This is a genomic window from Microcoleus sp. CAWBG640 (genome assembly GCF_020883015.1).
GTDB lineage: Bacteria > Cyanobacteriota > Cyanobacteriia > Cyanobacteriales > Microcoleaceae > Microcoleus > Microcoleus anatoxicus.
In genome coordinates this window covers 47,146-66,864 of record NZ_JAHRFC010000001.1, presented here as the reverse complement: position 1 = coordinate 66,864, position 19,719 = coordinate 47,146, and the positions used below count along the sequence as shown (strand labels likewise).

Genomic DNA, 19,719 nt, shown 5'->3' with positions numbered 1-19,719 from the left:
TAGTCCAAAATATTTTACAATAGTTGTGTATTAATTGAGTTTCTACGGGTCAAAGTCGTGGCTTTCAAAATTGGTTTGCTAGGTTTGGGTACAGTTGGCGCGGGAACGGCAGAGATTTTGCTCTCTACAGATGGCCGCCATCCGCTGTTGCAGGAATTGGAAATCTATCGGGTGGGTGTGCGCGATATTTATCGAACTCGGTCTTTACAATTGCCAGAAAATGTGCTGACAACTGACCTGGAAGCGATCGTCACTGACCCGGAAGTTGATATTGTAGTAGAATTGATTGGGGGATTGGAACCTGCCCGATCGCTCATTCTCCAGGCTATTGCTAACGGTAAGCACGTTGTCACCGCCAACAAAGCTGTGATTTCCCGCTACGGTCAAGAAATATTTGAAGCAGCCAACGCCAAAGGCGTTTATGTAATGTTAGAAGCTGCTGTCGGTGGCGGCATTCCAGTCATCCAAACTCTCAAACAATCCTTGGGTGCAAACCGCATTCAAACCGTAATTGGCATCGTCAACGGCACAACTAATTACATCCTGACACGGATGCAAACAGAAGGTGCAGACTTTGGTGAAGTCCTCGCCGACGCACAGCAATTAGGTTACGCTGAAGCTGACCCCGCAGCGGATGTAGATGGATTAGATGCTGCTGATAAAATCGCTATTTTAGCTTCCCTAGCTTTTGGAGGCAGGATTAAATTAGCAGATGTTTACTGCGAAGGTATCAGACAAGTTACGGCGTCTGATATTGACTATGCAGACAAACTGGGATTTGTAATTAAGTTGCTAGCAATTGCTCAAAAAAACTGCCAAACTACGGAAGAAAATGGGGATAAAGAAAACGAACTTATTTCAATTCGGGTGCATCCTACCTGCGTGTCAAAAACTCATCCGCTGGCCAGTGTCAACGGTGTTTATAATGCAATTTTAGTAGAAGGAGAGCCGATCGGGCAATTGATGCTGTACGGGCGCGGTGCCGGTGCCGGACCCACCGCTAGTGCGGTAGTATCCGATATTCTGAACATTGCAGCTATTCTGAAAACCGAAACTGTTCCGATTCCCCATCCTTTGCTCAGTTGCAATCACCAACACTATTGCCAAATAGCAAAAATGGAGGAACTGGTAACGCGGTTTTATGCTCGTTTCCTGACTCGCGATACTCCGGGGGTAATTGGCAAATTAGGGACTTGTTTCGGGAACCACAAAGTTAGTTTACAATCTGTTGTGCAGACTGGAATTCATGGCGATTTAGCAGAAATTGTAGTCGTGAGTCACGATGTTAAAGAAGGCAATTTCCAACAGGCGATCGCGGAAATTAGGGCGATGGAATCCATTCATAGCATTGCTAGTATTCTGCGAGTTTTGTAAAAATTAATTTGTAAGGGCGGGTTTCACCAAAAATATTTGCCAATAATTGACAAACTCTCAAACCCGCCCTCGATCAGTCCTGAACGCACGGGGGGTCAAAAACCCGGTTTCTGCGTCAATATCACAGGCCAGAGAGCGACGATTTTTTAAATAAAACGGGTTTTTTGCGTCCAGGACTGCTAATTCTACTATTTTACCCATTCGATTAGAAAAACGCAGACAATCTCAAAATATCATCTGCGTTAATCTCCGTGCATCTGGGGTAAAAAAAATCCCTAAAAATCCCCGTAACTACTAATAGCCGCCTGTAATCTTACCATCACCTCATCAACCAAAATCGCCCCCAACTCCCCAGAAGCACGAGTCCGAATATTCAAACTATTCGCCTCAACTTCCTTAGCACCGACAACACCCATCACCGGAATTTTATCCTTCTCTGCATTACGAATCAATTTACCCAAACGCTCATTACTCTCATCAGCTTCAGCGCGAATGCCTAAAGCCTTCATCTTCGCAGCTACTTCCTTCGCAAAGGGCAAGAATTCACTGCTAACAGGTAACAAACGCACTTGAATCGGCGCTAACCATAGTGGGAAATCCCCCGCATACTGCTCGATCAAAATTCCGATTAATCTTTCCAAAGAACCGAAAGGAGCGCGGTGAATCATCACCGGGCGCTTGCGAGTGCCATCTTCAGCAACGTATTCCAGGTCAAAACGTTCAGGCAAATTGTAATCTACCTGAACAGTTCCTAATTGCCATTCCCGGTCCAAGACATCTTGGAAAATAAAATCGAGTTTCGGGCCGTAAAAAGCCGCTTCCCCAATTCCTTCAAAATAGTTCATTCCCAAAGTTTCTACGGCGCGGCGAATCGCACCCTGAGCTTTTTCCCAAGCTTCATCGGAACCGATATATTTATCCAAATTATTGGGATCGCGGAAACTCAAACGGGCTTTGAAATTCTTGAGTTGCAGACTTTTGAATACTGATAAAATCAAATCTACCACATTCAAAAATTCTGCATCCAATTGCTCCGGGGTGACAAATAAGTGAGAATCATCCACTGTAAAGCCACGAACTCTGGTTAAACCGCCCAATTCTCCCGATTGTTCGTAGCGGTAAACTGTGCCGAATTCTGCTAAGCGCATCGGCAATTCCCGATAGGAGCGGAGTTCGCTTTTGTAAATTTGAATGTGGAAGGGGCAATTCATGGGTTTCATGACAAAACCCTGTTCGTTGGCAGCCGCTTCCTCATCTTCTGCCATCAGCGGAAACATATCTTCTTTGTATTTCTGCCAATGTCCAGAGATTTTGAATAAATCGACTCTGGCGATGTGGGGAGTTACTACTTGCAGATAGCCCCGTTTGATTTGTTCCTGTTTCAAGTAATCTTCTAAAATACTTCTCAAAACAGTGCCTTTTGGTGTCCATAAAGGCAAGCCTGGGCCTACTGCATCGGCGAAGATAAATAAGCCTAATTCTTTACCTAATTTGCGGTGATCCCGTCTTAGGGCTTCTTCTTTGCGGTGTTTGTAGGCTGCTAATTGTTCGGGGGTTTCCCAGGCAGTACCGTAAATGCGTTGTAACTGGGCTTTGGTTTCGTCCCCGCGCCAATAGGCTCCTGCTAGGCTTTCGAGTTCGATCGCCTTTGGATTCAATTCACTGGTATTGTCTAAGTGAGGCCCGGCGCACAAATCCCACCATTCGTCGCCCAAATGGTAAAGGGTAATGGGTTCGATCAAACCTTCGAGAATTTCTAATTTGTAAGGTTCGTTAATTGCCTGAATTCTGCTTTGTGCTTCTTCGCGGCTGACTTCTTCGCGAATTACAGGCAATTTGCGGTTGATGATTTTGGTCATCTCTTTTTTAATGGCTTTTAAATCCTGTTCCGTAAATGGTTCGGGAGTGTCAAAGTCATAGTAGAAACCGTTTTCAATCCAAGGGCCTATGGTGACTTGGGCCTTGGGAAACAATTTCTGCACCGCCATCGCCATGACATGGGATGTAGTGTGGCGAATTTTTTTTAGTTGCTCCGACTCGCTGGTGCGGGGCAAATCAATTTTAGCGGGCTGTTCTGAAACGGAAAGGGATTCTGAGCTAGACATCGGTTGATTTAGCAATTAATTTAGTTGCACTGGGTTCTATCTTACCAGAAAAATGGGTTGAAAGCCCCCTCCTTGTAGGACCGCTTTAACTTCCGAAACCAGTAAAAAATTGTGAAATACACACACTTTGTACGCGAAAATTTTTGTAAAGATGGTAAACTATTCCCATGATAGCAATAGAGTTTAAGTTAAAGGGCAAAGCGGAGCAATATCGAATCATTGACGAAATGATCCGAACAGCTCAATTTGTCCGAAACAAAACTCTTAAATACTGGACAGAGAATCAAGGGATTAAGCTTGTCGATCTATACAAACAATGTGCCGTCATGGCAAAAGAGTTTGAATGGGCAGGCAAACTTAACTCGATGGCACGTCAAGCCTCTGCCGAACGTGCCATTTTTGCTATTCAACGTTTTTTTGCTAACTGCAAAGCCAGGAAACCAGGAAAAAAGGGATATCCGCAGTTCAAAAAACACAGTCGATCCGTAGAATATAAAACTTCGGGGTGGGAGCTTTCTGCCGACAAAAGGCATTTAACATTTAAAGATGGTTTTGCTGCTGGGAAGTTTAAGTTAATCGGCAATCGGGATTTGCATTTGTATGCGCCCGACGAGATTAAACGAATCAGAGTTGTACGTCGTGCCGACGGCTACTACGCCCAGTTTTGTATCAATGTAATGTGTTCGGGATGTGGCAATCAGATTGGGAGATGATACTAAACGGCAGTTTCATAGACTTTTCCTGACATTAAAGACATCAGAACAACCGCCCACTTAATGCTTTGGGGTATCTGGCGAATTTACTGAAAGCAGCCGAGGTGCAATGTCTGGATTCATGCCTAGGGTTCTTGTCTCCCATCCCCAATCCCAAATCCCTCGTCGGCTTTAACAATCGCCCATAAGTTGAATTTTTGTTAAAAAAATGTTACAATTTGTAAATAGCATCTAAGATTACAATAGATAAATAACCCAATTTTGATCCATGCTTAATCCCGACTTGCCGGAAGCCGAATTGCTAAAATCCTTACTGCAACCGCTGTTAGAGGATTTTAAATACTGGTTTGCTCGCTCGGCAACTCTTTTAGAAACTGAGGAAATCGCCTTTTTGAGCAGTGAAGCACAATCGGACTTGTTAGGGAGAGTTGAACAAGCTCAGCACGAAGTAAATGCTGCGATCGCTTTATTTCAAGCAACCGGAGGTCAAGTTGGGATTGAAACCGCCGCCCTGATGCCGTGGCACAGGCTTCTGGCAGAATGCTGGCAAGTATCGTCGCGATTTCGCTCATCCCAGTCGGCCAAGCTTGGCAGATAAGGTGATTTCCAATTAAACGCGCTGTCAAATCCCCAACCAAGGAAATATGGGCAGCAGACTTGACAACCTCAACAAGATTTCCAGTTAATAATTTATTAATTGCTGAAACACATTTGTAAATTGCTGTGTGGCTGTTTAGCCCGGAGGAAAAAATCATGTTACATCTGCTTTATATCCTAGCTTTTACCGTTCTTGCTTTTCTGGCCGTCGGTAACTTAATCCGCAGTTTAGTCACGGTGGGGATGGAGTCCCAGCGCCCTCAACAATTTAGACATCCTCATCGTTACGCATCCTCTTCTCGCTCTCAAAGTGTGCCGCATCCCGAACTTTTAGATGAATACGGAAACATTGTGAACGAGCCCCTGTTAGTGATGCGTTCGCTTAGTGTACAAGATGCCCGCGAACAATTGGATGCTCTCTACAAATCATCTCCCGGCGGCAGCGACGAAGGTGGCGAGCTCGTATGATTCGGTGAAAGGCACAGCATTTATACTTACGCGATCGGGGTCAGAAAAAAATAATTAACCGTTAGTTTGTAAGTAATGGCTAATTAGTGGTGTTTTTTGAGAGATACTAAAAAGGGATCGATCTAAAGTGTCGATCGCTCCCGTTTTGTCATCGGCAAAAATGCTCGCTTAAGGCTAGATGATCGTCCCTATTTCATTACTCGCAGAACTTCTGCAAGCTTTGCCCCAGCTACGGGCCCAAATTTATTTCAAATCTTCCATGACAGCGCTGTCTCACGCGATGGAAGACTTGGTTTTGGCAGGTTCTGATGAACCGTTAGTCATTGCTAGTTTTCAGCGAGAGCGATTTTATCGCCAGGAAGCTCACCGCTATCGGCGTATTTCCGATCGCTCATCTCAGGTATACGTGCTAGCAGCACCGGAAACGGACTTTAAAAACTCCTCGGAATTTTACGAAACTGTGGCTTTCGATCCACGGGATGGATTAAGTCAAGAGTGGCATTTAGTGGTCATCGGAGAAAACTACTCAACTTGTCTGATTTGTAAAGAAAAATTTATCCCTCTGGAAAATCAGGATGAGGGGGAACTACTATTGATGGATCAAGCTCGTAGATTTGAGGGAATTTGGACTTTCGATCGGGATGTAAGTTGCAAAGCAGCCCAATTGCTGCTCGATCGCATTGTCAAATATCGCCCAGAATTAGCCGAAAAGATCGAACGAGCACAAACCACTTATAATCTGGTCAAAAAACCGAAAAAATCCCGGAAAGCCGAGACTACCAAAGCTGCAAAACCAGAGAAAACTTTAGGGAAAACTGCCAAAATTCCCAATCCTAAACTCAGCGATGCTTTTACCGAACGCTTGGTGACTTACTTGCAAGCTGGTCAACATAAACTGCTAAAAGCCTACGGTGCGATCGCGGCCCAAGAACGCAAAGAACGCTTGGTGAATACGATCACAACAGCCATGCGGCAATCGCTAAATCCTCAAGAAATAGTGGAAGTAGCAGTGCAAGAACTGGGTACAGCTTTGTCAGCCAACCGCTGTTTGATTTATCGCTGCAAAGCGACAGATATTGCTACTAAAATCGAGCGCGAATTTTTGCGCCCCAGCACTAATTCCCTGCTAAATCAGACTTGGCCCTTGCAGGAAAATCCGATATTTCGTGATGCGGTGGCAAACCAAGAGCGAGTTTACATTCAAGATACAGCACAACATCCGCTGATTGTCAATACCAAATCCCTACAAAAGACTGTCCAACAGTGGGAAATTGTCTCGTGGTTAATGGTGCCTGTGCTTTATCATGGGCGGATTTTGGGGATGGTGGAAATGCACCAGTGTCGATCGACTTTGGCTTGGGAAGAAGATGAACTGGCTCTAGTAGAGGCGATCGCTACTCAACTCGGTTCGGCCTTAATTCAAGCAGAAACCTACGCTAATTTAGAAGAACTCAATCAACAATTAGAAGCCTTAGACCGCACTCGCAGCAATCTCATTGCCATCACCGGACACGAACTCCGCACTCCCCTGTCTACGATTCAAGTATGTCTAGAAAGTTTGAATTCCGAACCAGATATGCCAGCAGAATTGCGGAAAATTATGTTAGAAACAGCCCTAGGCGATGCCGATAGAATGCGGAAACTCGTCCAGGATTTCCTCACTCTTTCCCACTTAGAAAGCGGTCGAGTGGAATGGAATGTGGAATCACTAACCTTGCAAGAATGCGTAGATTTAGCCCTCAGCAGCGTTAGAGCTCGTTCCTTTGATAGAAAATTGCCGGAAATTATCACTGATGTATCCGCAGAATTGCCTTTAGTGCAAGCTGATGGCGAGTGGTTGGTAGAAGTGCTTTCCAAACTGTTAGATAACGCTTGCAAATTCACCACACCCCAGGGAAGCGTGACGGTTCGAGCTCATTGTAACGGTTATCGGATGGTGGAAGTGCTGGTAGCGGATACGGGGAGAGGGATAGAGGCGAATAGTTTAAAAGTAGTGTTCGATCGATTTTATCAAGAAGAAGGAGCTTTGCGCCGCAGTGCCGGCGGTACAGGTTTAGGATTAGCAATTTGCAAACAGATTGTGGCTGGCTGGGGAGGTAAAATTTGGGTAGATTCCCCAGGAAAAGATAAAGGGAGTGAATTTCATTTCACTATTCCCACCGTATAAAATACCGAGATACCGGACTTTTTGAATAATTTGGTTGTCCTACAAATAACCACTAACTACATCGGAATACTAATTACAAATTCCGTTCCTTTCCCCACCGATGAAAAACATTCCAAACTCCCTCCATGTTTTTCGGTTACTATCTGATAACAAATAGACAAGCCCAATCCCGTTCCTTCCCCTTCTACTTTAGTGGTAAAAAATGGAGTAAACAATTTTTCGAGCACGCTTTCTGGCATTCCCAAGCCGTTATCGGCGATCCGAATTACCAAGGTGTCCATTGTTTGTCCTGCTTTTTGGGAAATTCCGAAAGTAGAAATGGTAATTTTATTGGGATTTTTATCTATTTGTGCATAGGTTTTGCCCACATTAGATTCATCCAAAGCATCAATTGCATTAGCAATCAAGTTCATAAATACTTGATTCATTTGTCCTGGATAGCATTGTAATTTTGGTAACTCACCATAATATTTAAGGATTTTAATTGCTGGTCGAGTTTGCTTGGCTTTCAGTCGGTGAGACAAAATCATCAAAGTAGTTTCAATTCCTTCATGAATATCAACGGCTCTTTTTTCAGCGGTGTCGGTGCGGGAGTAGTTGCGGAGGGATTGCATGATATCGCGAATGCGATCGATTCCCAATTTCATGGATGCCGTGGTTTTGGGCAAATCTTCTAATAGATATTCTAGTTCGATAGACTCAATTTCATCTTCAATTTCTTGTCCAGGTTCGGGAAATTTTTGTTGATAAAGATTGAGCAAATTAATCAAATCATCAATATATTCTTGAACGTGGTGCAAATTTCCAGAAATGAAACCAACGGGATTATTGACTTCGTGAGCAACTCCAGCCACCAGTTGTCCAAGTTGAGATATTTTTTCAGTTTGAACTAATTGTGCTTGAGTTTGTTGCAGTTGAATCACTGCGGCTTTTAACTCACGAGATTTTTCTTGTTCGCCAGCATAGAGACGGGCATTTTCAATGGCAATTGCCGCCTGGGATGTCAATATTTGTAACATTTTCAATCGCTCCTTTGTAAATGCACCCACCACCAGATTGTTTTCTAAATAAACTACACCAATGGACTTACCCTGATAGAGAATAGGGGCGCACAAAAGCGATTTTGGTCTAGTTTTTTGAATATATAAATCCGCTTGATAAATGGTTTCTTTGGCTGCATTGGTCAAAAGTATTGCTTTCTGAGTCATCACCACATATTGAATGACAGAAATTGGCAGTTCTGAACTGTTTTTTAATAAAGTTGGCTCGTGGAAGATGCGAGAATTTTGCTTGTGAGTATCCAAGACTTCTATGGAAAGTTCCCCATCTTTTTCGAGAATAATAGCTCCTTTTTCAGCTCCCGCATTTTCTAAAATAATATGCAGCAGTTTTGTTAATAATTTTCCTAAGACTATTTCACTAGAAATAGTCTGGGATGCTTTCATTACTGTTCCTACATCTAAAATGTTACCATCGGTAGAGGTACTGGCAGTGGTAGTAACTGTTATGTGATTATCGGATATTTTTTGAAACCAATCAGGATGGGAGTTTTCTAATTGATTAACTTTGGCAGTAGCACCCCATTGCAGATAGCAAAAACGGGCATCATTAAGATAAAATTTGGCGACATTGTACCGATTTTGTGCTAAATAAAAGCGGGTGGCTAGTTCGTTGGCTAGGGCTGCATTTTGGATAAATCCATTTTCCAGGGCTGAGGCGATGGATTGGTCGTAATATTCTGCTGCTGCATAATTATTTCCTGATAGTCGCTCTATTTCTGCGTAGATTAATAAATATTTGTGTTGATAGTTGGCTGGGGAATGTTGCGCCAAATCTCGAAATTCTTCGAGGCTGATGTTGAGTTGTTCTCGGTATAGTTGACGATCGCGATCGCTGGCATTTGTGGCACCTGAAGCCAGAGCGATCGCGTAATGAAAACGAAAAACAGGATTGACAAAATGACCGGCACCACCTTTCAAAAATTCCGCCCCATCCAGGGCATATTCTAAGGCTAGATGGACGTCACCAAACCAGTTAGCAATAGTCAGTTTGTAAAGATAGATTACAAAAATCGTAGTCAGATCGGCAGAGGATTCAGCAAATTTTAACAGCGCTTCATCATCAATAAAAGTTTGAGGTATCTGGGCGGCTTCTAAGGTGCAGGTAAGTTGGGCGATCGCATTTTTGTTCAACAAGTGATAGGCTAACATATTGCGATCGATTTTTGACAACACCGGGATAAATTTATCCGTAATTTCTGTGGTTTTTTGTAGAGATTCATTTCCAAAAAAACAACTCCATACATAATTAATGGAAGCATAGCCAGACCACTGGTAAGCACCTGTTTCTATACCATTATTAAACGCTTTCAGCATCAACAACTTGCCCTCATCTATATATTCAATGTAATGCAAGGTTAAAGCCCCCCACATATGGAAAATACAAGCTCCTAACTCTTTAATATTCCAAGCTTCGTAGAGATTGAGCGAGAGTTTTGCCGCTGCACACCCAGCCTCAATTTCACGATATTTAGTGATTAAAGTAAAGGCATACAAAGTGTAACCAAAGGCGGAAATTCGGCAATTACCATGCTCAATACTCCCTTGCACTAACTTGAGCGCGCAGAGAAATTGAGCGTTGGGATTGGTAAAATAGGCGATGGGGAACAGTTCTTTCAAAATCCGGTGGGCTGCGAGTTTTAGCGGATCGGTGAGTAGGGGTAAATCTGCCAAATCGGCGATCGCCCGATCGCCAATCATCGCCTTCGTTTTGGCTAATTCACTAGCTAAAAAATCCTCATCTGGGTAAGCTTCAAATTCGACACCCAAAGATTGTAATGTTTCCACACCTAACTTGTAAGCAGCCGACAAATCATTTTTCATCCGCAAACAAGTCATTTTTAATTCATCGATCAAGCAATGTGATAATAAACTTTTAGTCCTAGGAATAACTTCATCAAAAATAATTAAAGCTTCATCATTATTCCCATTCAAATATTCTGCTTCACCCCGTGCTATATTTAATTCTAAAGTTAAGGTATAATTATCTTGCCAGCTTGAGGCTGGTAAAGTGTTGCATCCAGTTTCAAAAAAAGTCTTTGCCGCTTCAAAAGCTGAAGCAGATTTAGCCATGTTTCCTGCTTGTAAATTGAGTTGTGCTAATTGATAAAATTCTTCATCGCTAGAAATCAACCCGCGAGCCAAGTTGAAATGATTGACAATATCAAAGATTTTTTCTTGGCGTTCGGCTTCATTAGTGTTCTGCAATAACAAACGTCCTAACTTCAAATGAACTGGTTGTTTCTGCGCATCAGGAATCATCACATAGGCTGCTTGTTGCACTCGATCGTGCAAGAACTTATAGCGCACCTTTGCGACTGTTTTGTCCAATTTTTCCAACTCCTGCCCATCCAATACTTGCGCGACTCGATAGTTATTATCTACAGGTAAAATCAAACCTACTTGCAGTGCTTCCCACAACTCTCGCACTGTTTCAGTTAAAGATTTTTCGCTGGCTATCGACAAGAACTCTAAAGTGAATTCATTGTCTATGCAAGCAGCTAATTGTAAAATTTTTTGAGTAGCAACTGACAATTTTTGAATTTTTTCAACCATCAAATCAACCACATTTTCCGAGATTTTCTGCTGCTGAATTTGTTGAATATTCCACTGCCATTCCTCCTGGGTTGGATTAAATTTTAGGAAGCCATCTTGATGTAATGACTTCAGCAGTTGTTTGACAAAAAAGGGATTTCCTCCGGTTTTTTCTAACAATAAATTGCTCAGAATTTCAGCTTTTTTTAAAGTACAATTCAGGCTTTGAGATACTAATTGGTTTATCTGATAAATTGTCAAGGGTTTTAATTGAATTTCTGTAATCGAAATTCCTGTAGCCCGAAGGGCATCATTTGCTAGCATCAAGGGATGGGTGGGACTGACTTCACGATCTCGATAGGCATTAATCACTAGCAAGTAAGGGTTTCGGGCGATGCAATTTTCTTGATACATCTTGACTGTTGCAGCATCTATCCACTGACAATCATCGAGAAATAAGATTAAAGGATGTTCCGCAGTTGCTATGGCGTGGATAAACTGCTGCATGACTCGATTGAATCGATTTTGAGATTCAATCACACCAAGTTCGGGTACGGGAGGTTGCGGGCCTAAAATTAACTCTAATTCGGGGATAGCATCGATCGCAACTTGAGCATTGACACCCAAAGTGTTCAGTAGTGTTTTTCGCCATTGGGCTAACTGAGTTTGGCTTTCCATTAAAATTTGATTGACCAAACTCCTCATGGCTTGATTGAAAGAGGTGTAGGGAATATTTCGCTTAAACTGGTCGAATTTACCAGAGATAAAATAGCCGTGATTGCGAGTTGAATCCCGCATAATTTCCTGGACTAATACTGATTTCCCAATGCCTGAATATCCCGATACCATCACAATTTCACTACCACCTTTGCTCACTCGATCGAATATTTGCAACAGTTGTTCGACTTGTTTTTCTCGTCCGTATAGTTTTTGAGGTATGGATAACTGGCTTCTAACATCAAATTGGCCGGGGATCAAGTCTGAAACTCTACCATGACTTTTAATTTGATTTTGGCACAGTTCTAAATCTGCTAACAATCCTGTGGCGCTTTGATAGCGGTCTTCAGCATTTTTTGCCATGAGTTTGGCGACAATTTGTGCTATAAATGGGGGGATATTTGGCTTTAATTCTTGAATGGGTGTCGGTTGTTTGGCAATGTGACAGTGTACCATTTCTAAGGGTTCGTTGCTCTGAAATGGTAATTGTTTTGTCAACAGTTCGTAAAAGGTGACACCTAGGGAATAAAAATCGCTGCGGTAGTCTAGCTCTCGATTCATCCGCCCAGTTTGTTCTGGGGACATATAGGCGAGAGTGCCTTCTAGTCGATCGGGATTTTTTAAGTTGGGATATTCTTTGTTTAACCGAGAAGCAATGCTGAAATCAGTAAGTTTTACTTGTTCTGTTTCAGGATTAATGATAATATTAGCAGGTTTAATATCTTTATGAATAATTTTATTTGTATGAATGCAAATTAAAGCTTTTGACAAGGACACCGCAATATTTAGAAACTGGGCGATCGATAATTCGCAATCTTGCCATGGTATGTTTTCTATTGTTTGAGCTTGGGGATTGGAGCGATAACCTAGGCTTGTCATCCATTTTCTCAGCGATCGCCCTCCCATATCTTCTAAAATTAATAATAAGCAATTTTGAAAATTGTCAATACCATAGACTTTGATGATGTGTTCAGAGTCTAGATGTTGAGTAATTTGATACTCGTGCTTGAGTCTAGCGAGCTGGTCTAAGGTGGGACAGTCGGTGTTTAAAACTTTAAGAATCACAAACTGTCCATCGGCTTTCGATACCGCGCGATAGATAACTGTGTGAGCTCCTTGGTGGATGATTTCTTGGAGCTCATAACCAGAAAATCCTGAAGCTGGGAACATGGTTTGTCCTTTCAATTGGGTAGATTGGTTTGTTATTATAGAATGCCAGATATGCCGTCAAGTTCAACTATGGGCACTCGGCTGGTGTGAACATAAGTTGGCCAAAGGTATCTTAGTTCCTCGAAACCCAAAAAAATACTTACGTAGAAACTGGGTATTTTGGCTAGCTACCAGACCAAGCAACCAAGAATCGCAGAATCTGAACATTCTTTACATTGGTTTCCTCGTAGCTTGTCATCAAGGAAACACCTGTTTTTGCCTTTCGGCGCTGGCTGGCCCCTTACTTACGCGATCGCCATAAATTTTAAGTGGGAAATATACATAGTTCCCAAGATAATAGGTCTAGAAATTATAACTCAAAACTTTCTTCACAGCAACAACCAATCGAGGGGAAAAATTTGAGCCTTGGAAAATTTGAAAAATGCCCAAAGTAGCCCCAGGAATAAATGAGGCGTTAGTACCCACAGGAGTTAGGTGCTTTTTGGCTAGGGCTGGTTTTACAAAATCTCCCCAACTGACCCTAGCAATAGCTGTTTTTAAATTCTTATTTAATGATGATTCTATACTGTCAAATTCTGTTTTTCGGCTGCGGTGGCAATTGCCAAATCTCCAATCTTAATTGGATATTTTGAATTATCATAAAATATCCCTCGTCAAAAAACTGTTAACTTTCCTTACAATTTCGAGAGAAGGGTAACACCCAGGTGATAGGATGCCCTAAAAATCCTTTGGATATATCTATGGCAGAAGAACTCACTGGACAACCCCCTATCTTCGGCGGCAGCACCGGCGGCTTGCTGACTAAGGCGCTAGTTGAAGAGAAGTACGCGATCACTTGGACTAGCCCCAAGGAACAGGTGTTTGAAATGCCGACAGGCGGCGCTGCAATCATGCGTCAAGGCGACAACCTGCTGTATCTGCCCCGGAAGGAGCAGTGCATTGCTTTAGGCGGCCAACAACTGCGGGCAAAATTCAAAATCTCCAACTACAAGATTTACCGTGTATTTCCCGACGGTTCTAATGAGTACCTGCATCCCAAGGATGGCGTGTTCCCTGAAAAGGTGAACGAAGGTCGTCCATACAACGGTAAGGTTGACCGCAATATTGGCAGCAATCCTAACCCGATTAAGGTGAAGTTCACGGGTAAAAAGACCTACGAAGTTTAGGTTTTGAGGGAATCGCTGAGCTCGAACGGGTAGTATTTCCAGAAAAGCTCAGCTTGTATTTTCTGGTTTGTAGTAGCACTTGGGCGCGACAGGCTGTTTCTATCTCGCCTAAGCGCAACTACAAACTCCTTGTGCGATCGCAAATTAAATTAATAATTATCCAAAATGACGGTAGAAATCAGGCGAGCAACTCATCAGGATATTGATGCTTGCGCTCGGATTAATTATGAAGCTTTTAAAGGTATTTCCGATCGCCATAAATTCCCAACAGATTTTCCCACACTGGATTTTGCCACCGAAATCACCGATATTTTAATCCACAGCCCATCGTATTTTGACATTGTAGCTGAAAACTCCGGTGAGGTTGTCGGCTGCGGTTTCATGGACGAACGCAACCCGATTCGTGGCATTGGACCTGTTAGTGTCGATCGCACTTTTCAAGGAAAAGGAACAGGAAGGCAAATCATGAAAGCCTTGCTGGAACAGGGAAAAGAGGCTCCTGGTATTCGTTTGGTTCAAGAATCTTTTAACTTGGCATCCTTGTCACTCTACATTTCTCTGGGTTTTGAGGTGAAAGAACCTTTGGTATTGATGGAGGGGATGTTTAGCAGTCTGCCCCAGTATGACTTTGAGGTACGGCCGCTCAGCAGTGAGGATATAGATGAATGTCAGGCTTTGTGTAATAGAGTGTCTGGGTGCGAGCGCACTTGCGAGATTGAATACGCCCTGAATCACCTTTCTCCCTTAGTTACCACCAAACAAGGCCGGATTGTGGCCTATACTTGTGCGGTATCTACTTTCGGTCACAGCGTCGCCGAAACAGCAGCCGATATGCAGGCTTTGCTGTTAGGGGCGGCAGCCTATAGTCCCGGAGAAGTGCTTTGTTTTCACTTGCCGGTGCGCTATGCAGGTTTGTTTCGCTGGTGTTTGCAAGAGGGGCTGCGCGCCCTCAAGCCGCTGGCGGTGATGGCAGTTGGTGAGTACCAGCAACCTGTGGGATGTGTCCTTCCGTCCTATCTTTATTGATTATTTAATTAAAGTTTAGTATAGCAACCGCCAAGACGGTTAAGAATTTCTAAATCGCTGATAATATTGCTATTATTGCATTTTATTTCATCCTTCTTTGTACCCGATCGCCGAGTCGAAGGGCCTTCTTCCATCTTCCATCTTCCTTCTTCCATCTTCCTTCTCCCTATGATATTCCCCGAATTCTCACAATTCTCCGAACTGGCAAAACAAGGCAATTTTGTCCCTGTTTATCAAGAATGGGTGGCTGATTTAGATACGCCAGTTTCTGCGTGGTATCGGGTATGTGCCGGTCAACCTTACAGTTTTTTGCTAGAGTCCGTCGAAGGTGGGGAAAAAATTGGGCGTTATAGTTTTTTAGGGTGCGATCCGTTGTGGATTTTGGAGGCAAAGGGATCGCAAACAACTCAAGTTTACCGCGATGGTTCCCAAAAAGTATTTAGCGGCGATCCGTTTGTGGCTTTAACTGAATGTTTGCAGTCTTATCAACCGGTGAAATTGCCACAGTTACCAGCGGGAATTGGGGGGTTGTTTGGGTTTTGGGGTTATGAATTAATTAAGTGGATTGAACCGCGTGTTCCTGTCTATCCGGCTGGAGAGAAAGATTTGCCCGATGGGTTGTGGATGCAGGTGGATAATTTGTTGATTTTCGATCAGGTGAAACGGAAGATTTGGGCCGTAGCCTATGCAGATTTGCGTGAGGTTGGAGTGGATTTGGTCGAGGCTTATGACCAAGCGTGCGATCGCGTTTCTCAGTTAGTTGATAAACTCAAATCCCCGCTTTCCCAGCAATCTACTCTCATAGAATGGACTCCTCCCAATAACGGGCAAGATGCCAGTTCCCCCACCGGAAATACCGAAACAGAATTGAGTTATACCAGCAATACTACTCCCGAAAAGTATTGTGCCAATGTCTTAAAAGCTAAGGATTATATTAAAGCCGGAGATATTTTTCAGGTAGTGATTTCCCAGCGACTGGAATCTGAATACAGTGGCGATCCTTTTGCACTTTACCGCTCTTTGCGTTTGATTAATCCTTCTCCCTACATGGCTTATTTCAATTTCAAAGATTGGCAGATTATCGGTTCCAGTCCAGAGATTATGGTGAAGGCAGAAAACACGCAAGATGGCAAGAGAATCGCAACTTTGCGCCCGATCGCCGGTACTCGTCGCCGGGGTAAAACTGCTCAAGAAGATGATGCTTTGGCTGCTGAATTATTGCAAGATCCGAAAGAAATTGCGGAACACGTCATGTTAGTTGATTTGGGCAGAAATGACTTGGGTAGAGTTTGCCGCAGCGGTACGGTAAAGGTTGATGAATTAATGGGAATTGAGCGTTATTCTCATGTGATGCACATTGTGAGTAATGTCATCGGAGAATTGGCTGAGGATAAGACTGCTTGGGATTTGTTGAAGGCTGGTTTTCCGGCGGGTACGGTTAGTGGTGCTCCCAAGATTCGGGCGATGGAGATTGTACATGAATTGGAAGGTTGCCGCCGGGGACCCTATTCTGGGGTTTATGGGTATTATGATTTTGAGGGACAGTTGAATAGTGCGATCGCGATTCGGACTATGGTTGTGCGCTCTTTAGGTGCTGATCAACATTCGGTTTCTGTGCAAGCAGGTGCTGGTTTGGTGGCGGATTCTAACCCAGAAATGGAATATGAGGAAACCCTGAATAAAGCTAGGGGGATGTTGCAAGCAATTCGTTGTTTGAAATAGAGCATTGGATATTGGCGAGGCGGAGCCTCTGGATCTGCGTTACCAGGCTTTGCCTGGTAACGAGAAAATACTTAAGAATTAAAGCATAAAGCCCAGAGACATAATTATGAATTTTTACATAGTTGACGTATTTGCCGAGTCAAAATATGCTGGCAACCAGCTAGCAGTCTTTTGCGGTGCGGGAGTTGCACAGCTATCGGAGAGCGAAATGCTGATGATAGCCAGGGAAATTAATTATTCAGAAACTACGTTTGTGCGATCGCCCCAACAACAAAACGGGGGCTACGATGTGCGGATATTCACCCCAAAAAAAGAATTGCCCTTTGCCGGTCATCCCACTTTAGGAACAGCATTCGTTTTGCAGCAACAGATTATCAATCAACCTGTAGAACAAGTTATTTTAAATCTAGCAGTCGCTCAAATTCCCGTTACTTTCAGCTATCACAATGCAGTCCCAGATATTTTATGGATGCGACAAAAAGCGCCTACCTTTGGTCAAGTTTTATCAGCCGCCATACTCGCAAGGGTGCTGAATTTAGAAGTCGATGAAATAGATGAAAAATTCCCAATTCAAGAAGTTTCCACGGGAGTACCATTTATAATAGTACCGCTCAAAAACCTAGCCTCGCTCAAGAAAGCCAAAGTCAACTTAGAGCAATATTCTGAGCTGATTGAGACCACAGAAGCCACAGAAATTTTAATATTTTGTCCAGAGACTTACAATGATATTAATGACTTGAGCGTCCGAGTTTTTGCGCCTTATTTAGGAATTCCCGAAGATCCGGCAACGGGGAGTGCCAATGGCTGTTTAGCTGGATATTTGGTCGAATATGCTTATTATAGGGCAGAAAAGATTAATGTGAGAGTCGAGCAAGGTTATGAGATCGATCGACCTTCACTGCTGTTGTTGCAATCAGCGAAAAATGCAGGAAAAATAGAAGTGTTGGTAGGCGGAAAAGTGGTGATGGTTGCTAAGGGGGAATTTGTGTAGAATCCGCAACTTAAATAATCGTAAATACCTGTAGGGGCGGGTTTTACCAACCAGAATGGTCAAAAACCAACAATCTTGTAAACCCGCCCCGGCCACAAATTCTGTGCATAACTTCTGTTAATATGAGCTAGCTCATATTCATTGATGCGCGTTAGTGGGATAATGAAAGTGTCATCTTTACCAGATACTTTCCGATGCTAGAAACATTTTCTCGGTGTTTAAATTTATCCCCAGAAGCTTCAGAAGCCCTGCTTTCACTTCCATTAACCACTTTGCTAGATTCACCGGAGCTCAGTCAACTGTTGGGAAGTCTCGATACTAATTTACTCAAAGAAAGCTTACCTACTGCTGGGGCAGTTTTAGCCCAACATCTCCCACCTTTTTACGACTGGTTACAAACTGAACTAAGCATTAAAAAAGTCCCTGACAGTCCAGATCATACTACTAAATGGGTAGTCGGTTTTTTGAGAAATCAAGAAAGTTTAACTCGTTTAGTTGAGTTGCACAAATCGATTCCTAGACCGGCATTAGAACGATCGATCCCTCGTTTAGTTGGTATATTTAAGGATGTGACACCCCTTGAACTTAAGCAAGAATGGGAAAAAGCGGTTGCAGCACTTTGTTTGGTACTCGCCGTAGCAGCCCGCGAAAATCAGCCATCGGCGGTATGAAGCGATTTGGCGCGAGTTTAGGTAAAGCGGTTTTTTCGGAAAATTTGTAATTGAGTGCGATCGATCTGAACTACCACTGGTTTTCGTCGGTGTAGGACGATCGCATTATGTCTATTTAGCAAAATTAACTGAGCCAATAATACCATCAATACTCGCCGTTTCCGAAACTTGCCATTAAAAGTGGCCTTGCGGACGATCGCCTCTTCTATCTTATACCACCAGTTTTCGCCCTTCTGGGAAACTATCAAAATTGTTCCCGGTATATAATCGCCTCCATTTGCCCAAAAAGCATACCTTTCGCCTAAAGTAAAGTAATGAAAAACTTTCGTAGCTGTAGAAGTTTTAACTAACTTTTCCGAAACCCCCAAAGCATTAAAAGTGACAGTAGATCGAATATAATCGGGGTATTTTACTACTATTTGTTGAGCCACTTTCCCGCCCAAACTTTCTCCAATAACATCCGCAGAATTTCCCCTAGTAAACTGCTGCTTAATCCAATCAATAGCACCCGCGATTTCCGCGCCTTTTAACTGTCGTTCCACTTGTGATATAAACACATCTGGCGTATCTTCCAAAACGCGCTCGAAAGGATACCATGAACCATAACCCCGAATCACCAAAACCGATGGATTATTAATAGAAACAGGAACTCTAGCTTCCGCATAAAAACCTGTCTCAGGATGTTCAAACACTTTTTCTACTAGATAATCATGTATAATTTCTCCCACGTCGTGTCGCACATAAATTGAAGGATTACTGGGTTTGAAAGTATCATGCAGTTGAGGTTTGGCAAACTTTTCATAGATGGCATCTAGCAAGTGTCTTCCAGTCTTAGAATCTACAAAATCCAATTTTGTTTTTTTCATTATGTGGTATGGCGGATTTTAGCAACAATATTTGATGACTAAAAATAATACACATAAATCCGCCCCAGCAAATTAATTTTTACAAAACTTGCAGGGTAGGGCGGGTTGGAGAGATTTTCTGATCAAATCCGGTAGCATCGGCATTATTCAGATTTCAATAAAAATTTTTACCCTAGGTCAAATCCTGTTAATGATTAGATTTATTGGTTTGGGTTTGCATTGATTTCTGGTGTTTGGTTGTGTTATACCAATTTTTTAGGAGGCTGCATTGAATTCGATCGCCTCTACAGAGGATACCCACGCACCATCCACCGCCCCTACCAGAGCACGGCGCTTTCATTCCGTGTAGGGGCTGTACCCCCTGGCTGTCCCA

The 19,719-nt window shown here is 43.1% G+C and carries 13 protein-coding genes and 1 pseudogene; 10 read left to right on the top strand and 4 right to left on the bottom strand.

The genetic code is table 11. The features are described from left to right. The first annotated feature begins 57 nt into the window (after positions 1 to 57). On the top strand, positions 58 to 1,374 hold the full coding sequence (locus tag AAFP11_RS00285) for a homoserine dehydrogenase (protein ID WP_341735199.1): 1,317 nt from the start codon (positions 58 to 60) through the stop codon (positions 1,372 to 1,374). Between the two features lie 275 nt (positions 1,375 to 1,649). Here AAFP11_RS00285 and thrS read toward each other — a convergent pair whose 3' ends face one another. Further along, entirely contained in the window at positions 1,650 to 3,479 is a 1,830-nt protein-coding gene (gene thrS / locus AAFP11_RS00280; protein WP_341735198.1) for a threonine--tRNA ligase, read from the bottom strand. A 227-nt stretch (positions 3,480 to 3,706) separates the two neighbouring features. On the opposite strand from thrS, the pseudogene AAFP11_RS00275 reads away from it, so the two are divergent. From AAFP11_RS00275 to AAFP11_RS00260, 4 genes and pseudogenes are all read left to right on the top strand, one after another. Further along, positions 3,707 to 4,156: pseudogene (locus AAFP11_RS00275) on the top strand (RNA-guided endonuclease TnpB family protein); the annotation flags it as partial. A 304-nt stretch (positions 4,157 to 4,460) separates the two neighbouring features. Continuing rightward, positions 4,461 to 4,790 (top strand): DUF2605 domain-containing protein, encoded by a 330-nt coding sequence (locus AAFP11_RS00270; RefSeq protein ID WP_341735197.1) that lies wholly within the window; start codon positions 4,461 to 4,463, stop codon positions 4,788 to 4,790. 155 nt (positions 4,791 to 4,945) lie between these two features. Further along, a complete protein-coding gene (locus AAFP11_RS00265; RefSeq protein WP_340518289.1) occupies positions 4,946 to 5,257 on the top strand; it encodes a DUF2973 domain-containing protein in 312 nt (103 codons plus the stop codon). Positions 5,258 to 5,435: 178 nt separating this feature from the next. Then, positions 5,436 to 7,424: a DICT sensory domain-containing protein gene (locus tag AAFP11_RS00260; RefSeq protein WP_341735196.1), complete on the top strand. Its 1,989-nt coding sequence runs from the start codon at positions 5,436 to 5,438 to the stop codon at positions 7,422 to 7,424. A 56-nt stretch (positions 7,425 to 7,480) separates the two neighbouring features. Here the strand turns inward: AAFP11_RS00260 and AAFP11_RS00255 are convergent, their stop codons facing one another. Next, a complete protein-coding gene (locus AAFP11_RS00255) occupies positions 7,481 to 12,904 on the bottom strand; it encodes an ATP-binding sensor histidine kinase (protein ID WP_341735195.1) in 5,424 nt (1,807 codons plus the stop codon). A 740-nt stretch (positions 12,905 to 13,644) separates the two neighbouring features. Here AAFP11_RS00255 and AAFP11_RS00250 point away from each other — a divergent pair. Further along, positions 13,645 to 14,070, top strand: coding sequence for a photosystem I reaction center subunit II PsaD (locus tag AAFP11_RS00250; protein WP_340518282.1), 426 nt, complete (start codon positions 13,645 to 13,647; stop codon positions 14,068 to 14,070). 165 nt (positions 14,071 to 14,235) lie between these two features. Beyond that, positions 14,236 to 15,096: a GNAT family N-acetyltransferase gene (locus AAFP11_RS00245; RefSeq protein ID WP_341735194.1), complete on the top strand. Its 861-nt coding sequence runs from the start codon at positions 14,236 to 14,238 to the stop codon at positions 15,094 to 15,096. 8 nt (positions 15,097 to 15,104) lie between these two features. Here the strand turns inward: AAFP11_RS00245 and AAFP11_RS00240 are convergent, their stop codons facing one another. Then, the gene (locus AAFP11_RS00240; protein ID WP_341735193.1) at positions 15,105 to 15,251 is read right to left on the bottom strand and encodes a hypothetical protein; all 147 of its coding nucleotides are present in this window, start codon (positions 15,249 to 15,251) and stop codon (positions 15,105 to 15,107) included. A gap of 13 nt (positions 15,252 to 15,264) precedes the next feature. Here AAFP11_RS00240 and trpE point away from each other — a divergent pair, with 13 nt between their 5' ends. The 3 genes from trpE to AAFP11_RS00225 all read left to right on the top strand — a co-directional run bounded on the left by trpE (position 15,265) and on the right by AAFP11_RS00225 (position 18,480). Continuing rightward, on the top strand, positions 15,265 to 16,818 hold the full coding sequence (gene trpE, locus AAFP11_RS00235) for an anthranilate synthase component I (RefSeq protein WP_341735192.1): 1,554 nt from the start codon (positions 15,265 to 15,267) through the stop codon (positions 16,816 to 16,818). A 106-nt stretch (positions 16,819 to 16,924) separates the two neighbouring features. Next, positions 16,925 to 17,809, top strand: a complete 885-nt coding sequence (locus AAFP11_RS00230; RefSeq protein ID WP_341735191.1) for a PhzF family phenazine biosynthesis protein — start codon at positions 16,925 to 16,927, stop codon at positions 17,807 to 17,809. Between the two features lie 194 nt (positions 17,810 to 18,003). Beyond that, on the top strand, positions 18,004 to 18,480 hold the full coding sequence (locus AAFP11_RS00225) for a hypothetical protein (protein ID WP_341735190.1): 477 nt from the start codon (positions 18,004 to 18,006) through the stop codon (positions 18,478 to 18,480). A gap of 17 nt (positions 18,481 to 18,497) precedes the next feature. On the opposite strand, the gene AAFP11_RS00220 is transcribed toward AAFP11_RS00225, so the two are convergent. After that, on the bottom strand, positions 18,498 to 19,346 hold the full coding sequence (locus AAFP11_RS00220; protein WP_341735189.1) for a hypothetical protein: 849 nt from the start codon (positions 19,344 to 19,346) through the stop codon (positions 18,498 to 18,500). Positions 19,347 to 19,719 lie beyond the last annotated feature (373 nt).

Bases quoted from the DNA above. Each gene is read 5' to 3' on its own strand.
- AAFP11_RS00230 (WP_341735191.1), top strand. From the start codon at position 16,925: ATGAATTTTTACATAGTTGACGTATTTGCCGAGTCAAAATATGCTGGC.
- AAFP11_RS00255 (WP_341735195.1), bottom strand. From the start codon at position 12,904: ATGTTCCCAGCTTCAGGATTTTCTGGTTATGAGCTCCAAGAAATCATC.
- AAFP11_RS00250 (WP_340518282.1), top strand. From the start codon at position 13,645: ATGGCAGAAGAACTCACTGGACAACCCCCTATCTTCGGCGGCAGCACC.
- AAFP11_RS00265 (WP_340518289.1), top strand. From the start codon at position 4,946: ATGTTACATCTGCTTTATATCCTAGCTTTTACCGTTCTTGCTTTTCTG.
- thrS (WP_341735198.1), bottom strand. From the start codon at position 3,479: ATGTCTAGCTCAGAATCCCTTTCCGTTTCAGAACAGCCCGCTAAAATT.
- AAFP11_RS00260 (WP_341735196.1), top strand. From the start codon at position 5,436: ATGATCGTCCCTATTTCATTACTCGCAGAACTTCTGCAAGCTTTGCCC.
- trpE (WP_341735192.1), top strand. From the start codon at position 15,265: ATGATATTCCCCGAATTCTCACAATTCTCCGAACTGGCAAAACAAGGC.
- AAFP11_RS00220 (WP_341735189.1), bottom strand. From the start codon at position 19,346: ATGAAAAAAACAAAATTGGATTTTGTAGATTCTAAGACTGGAAGACAC.
- AAFP11_RS00240 (WP_341735193.1), bottom strand. From the start codon at position 15,251: ATGGAAGAAGGAAGATGGAAGATGGAAGAAGGCCCTTCGACTCGGCGA.
- AAFP11_RS00270 (WP_341735197.1), top strand. From the start codon at position 4,461: ATGCTTAATCCCGACTTGCCGGAAGCCGAATTGCTAAAATCCTTACTG.
- AAFP11_RS00245 (WP_341735194.1), top strand. From the start codon at position 14,236: ATGACGGTAGAAATCAGGCGAGCAACTCATCAGGATATTGATGCTTGC.
- AAFP11_RS00225 (WP_341735190.1), top strand. From the start codon at position 18,004: ATGCTAGAAACATTTTCTCGGTGTTTAAATTTATCCCCAGAAGCTTCA.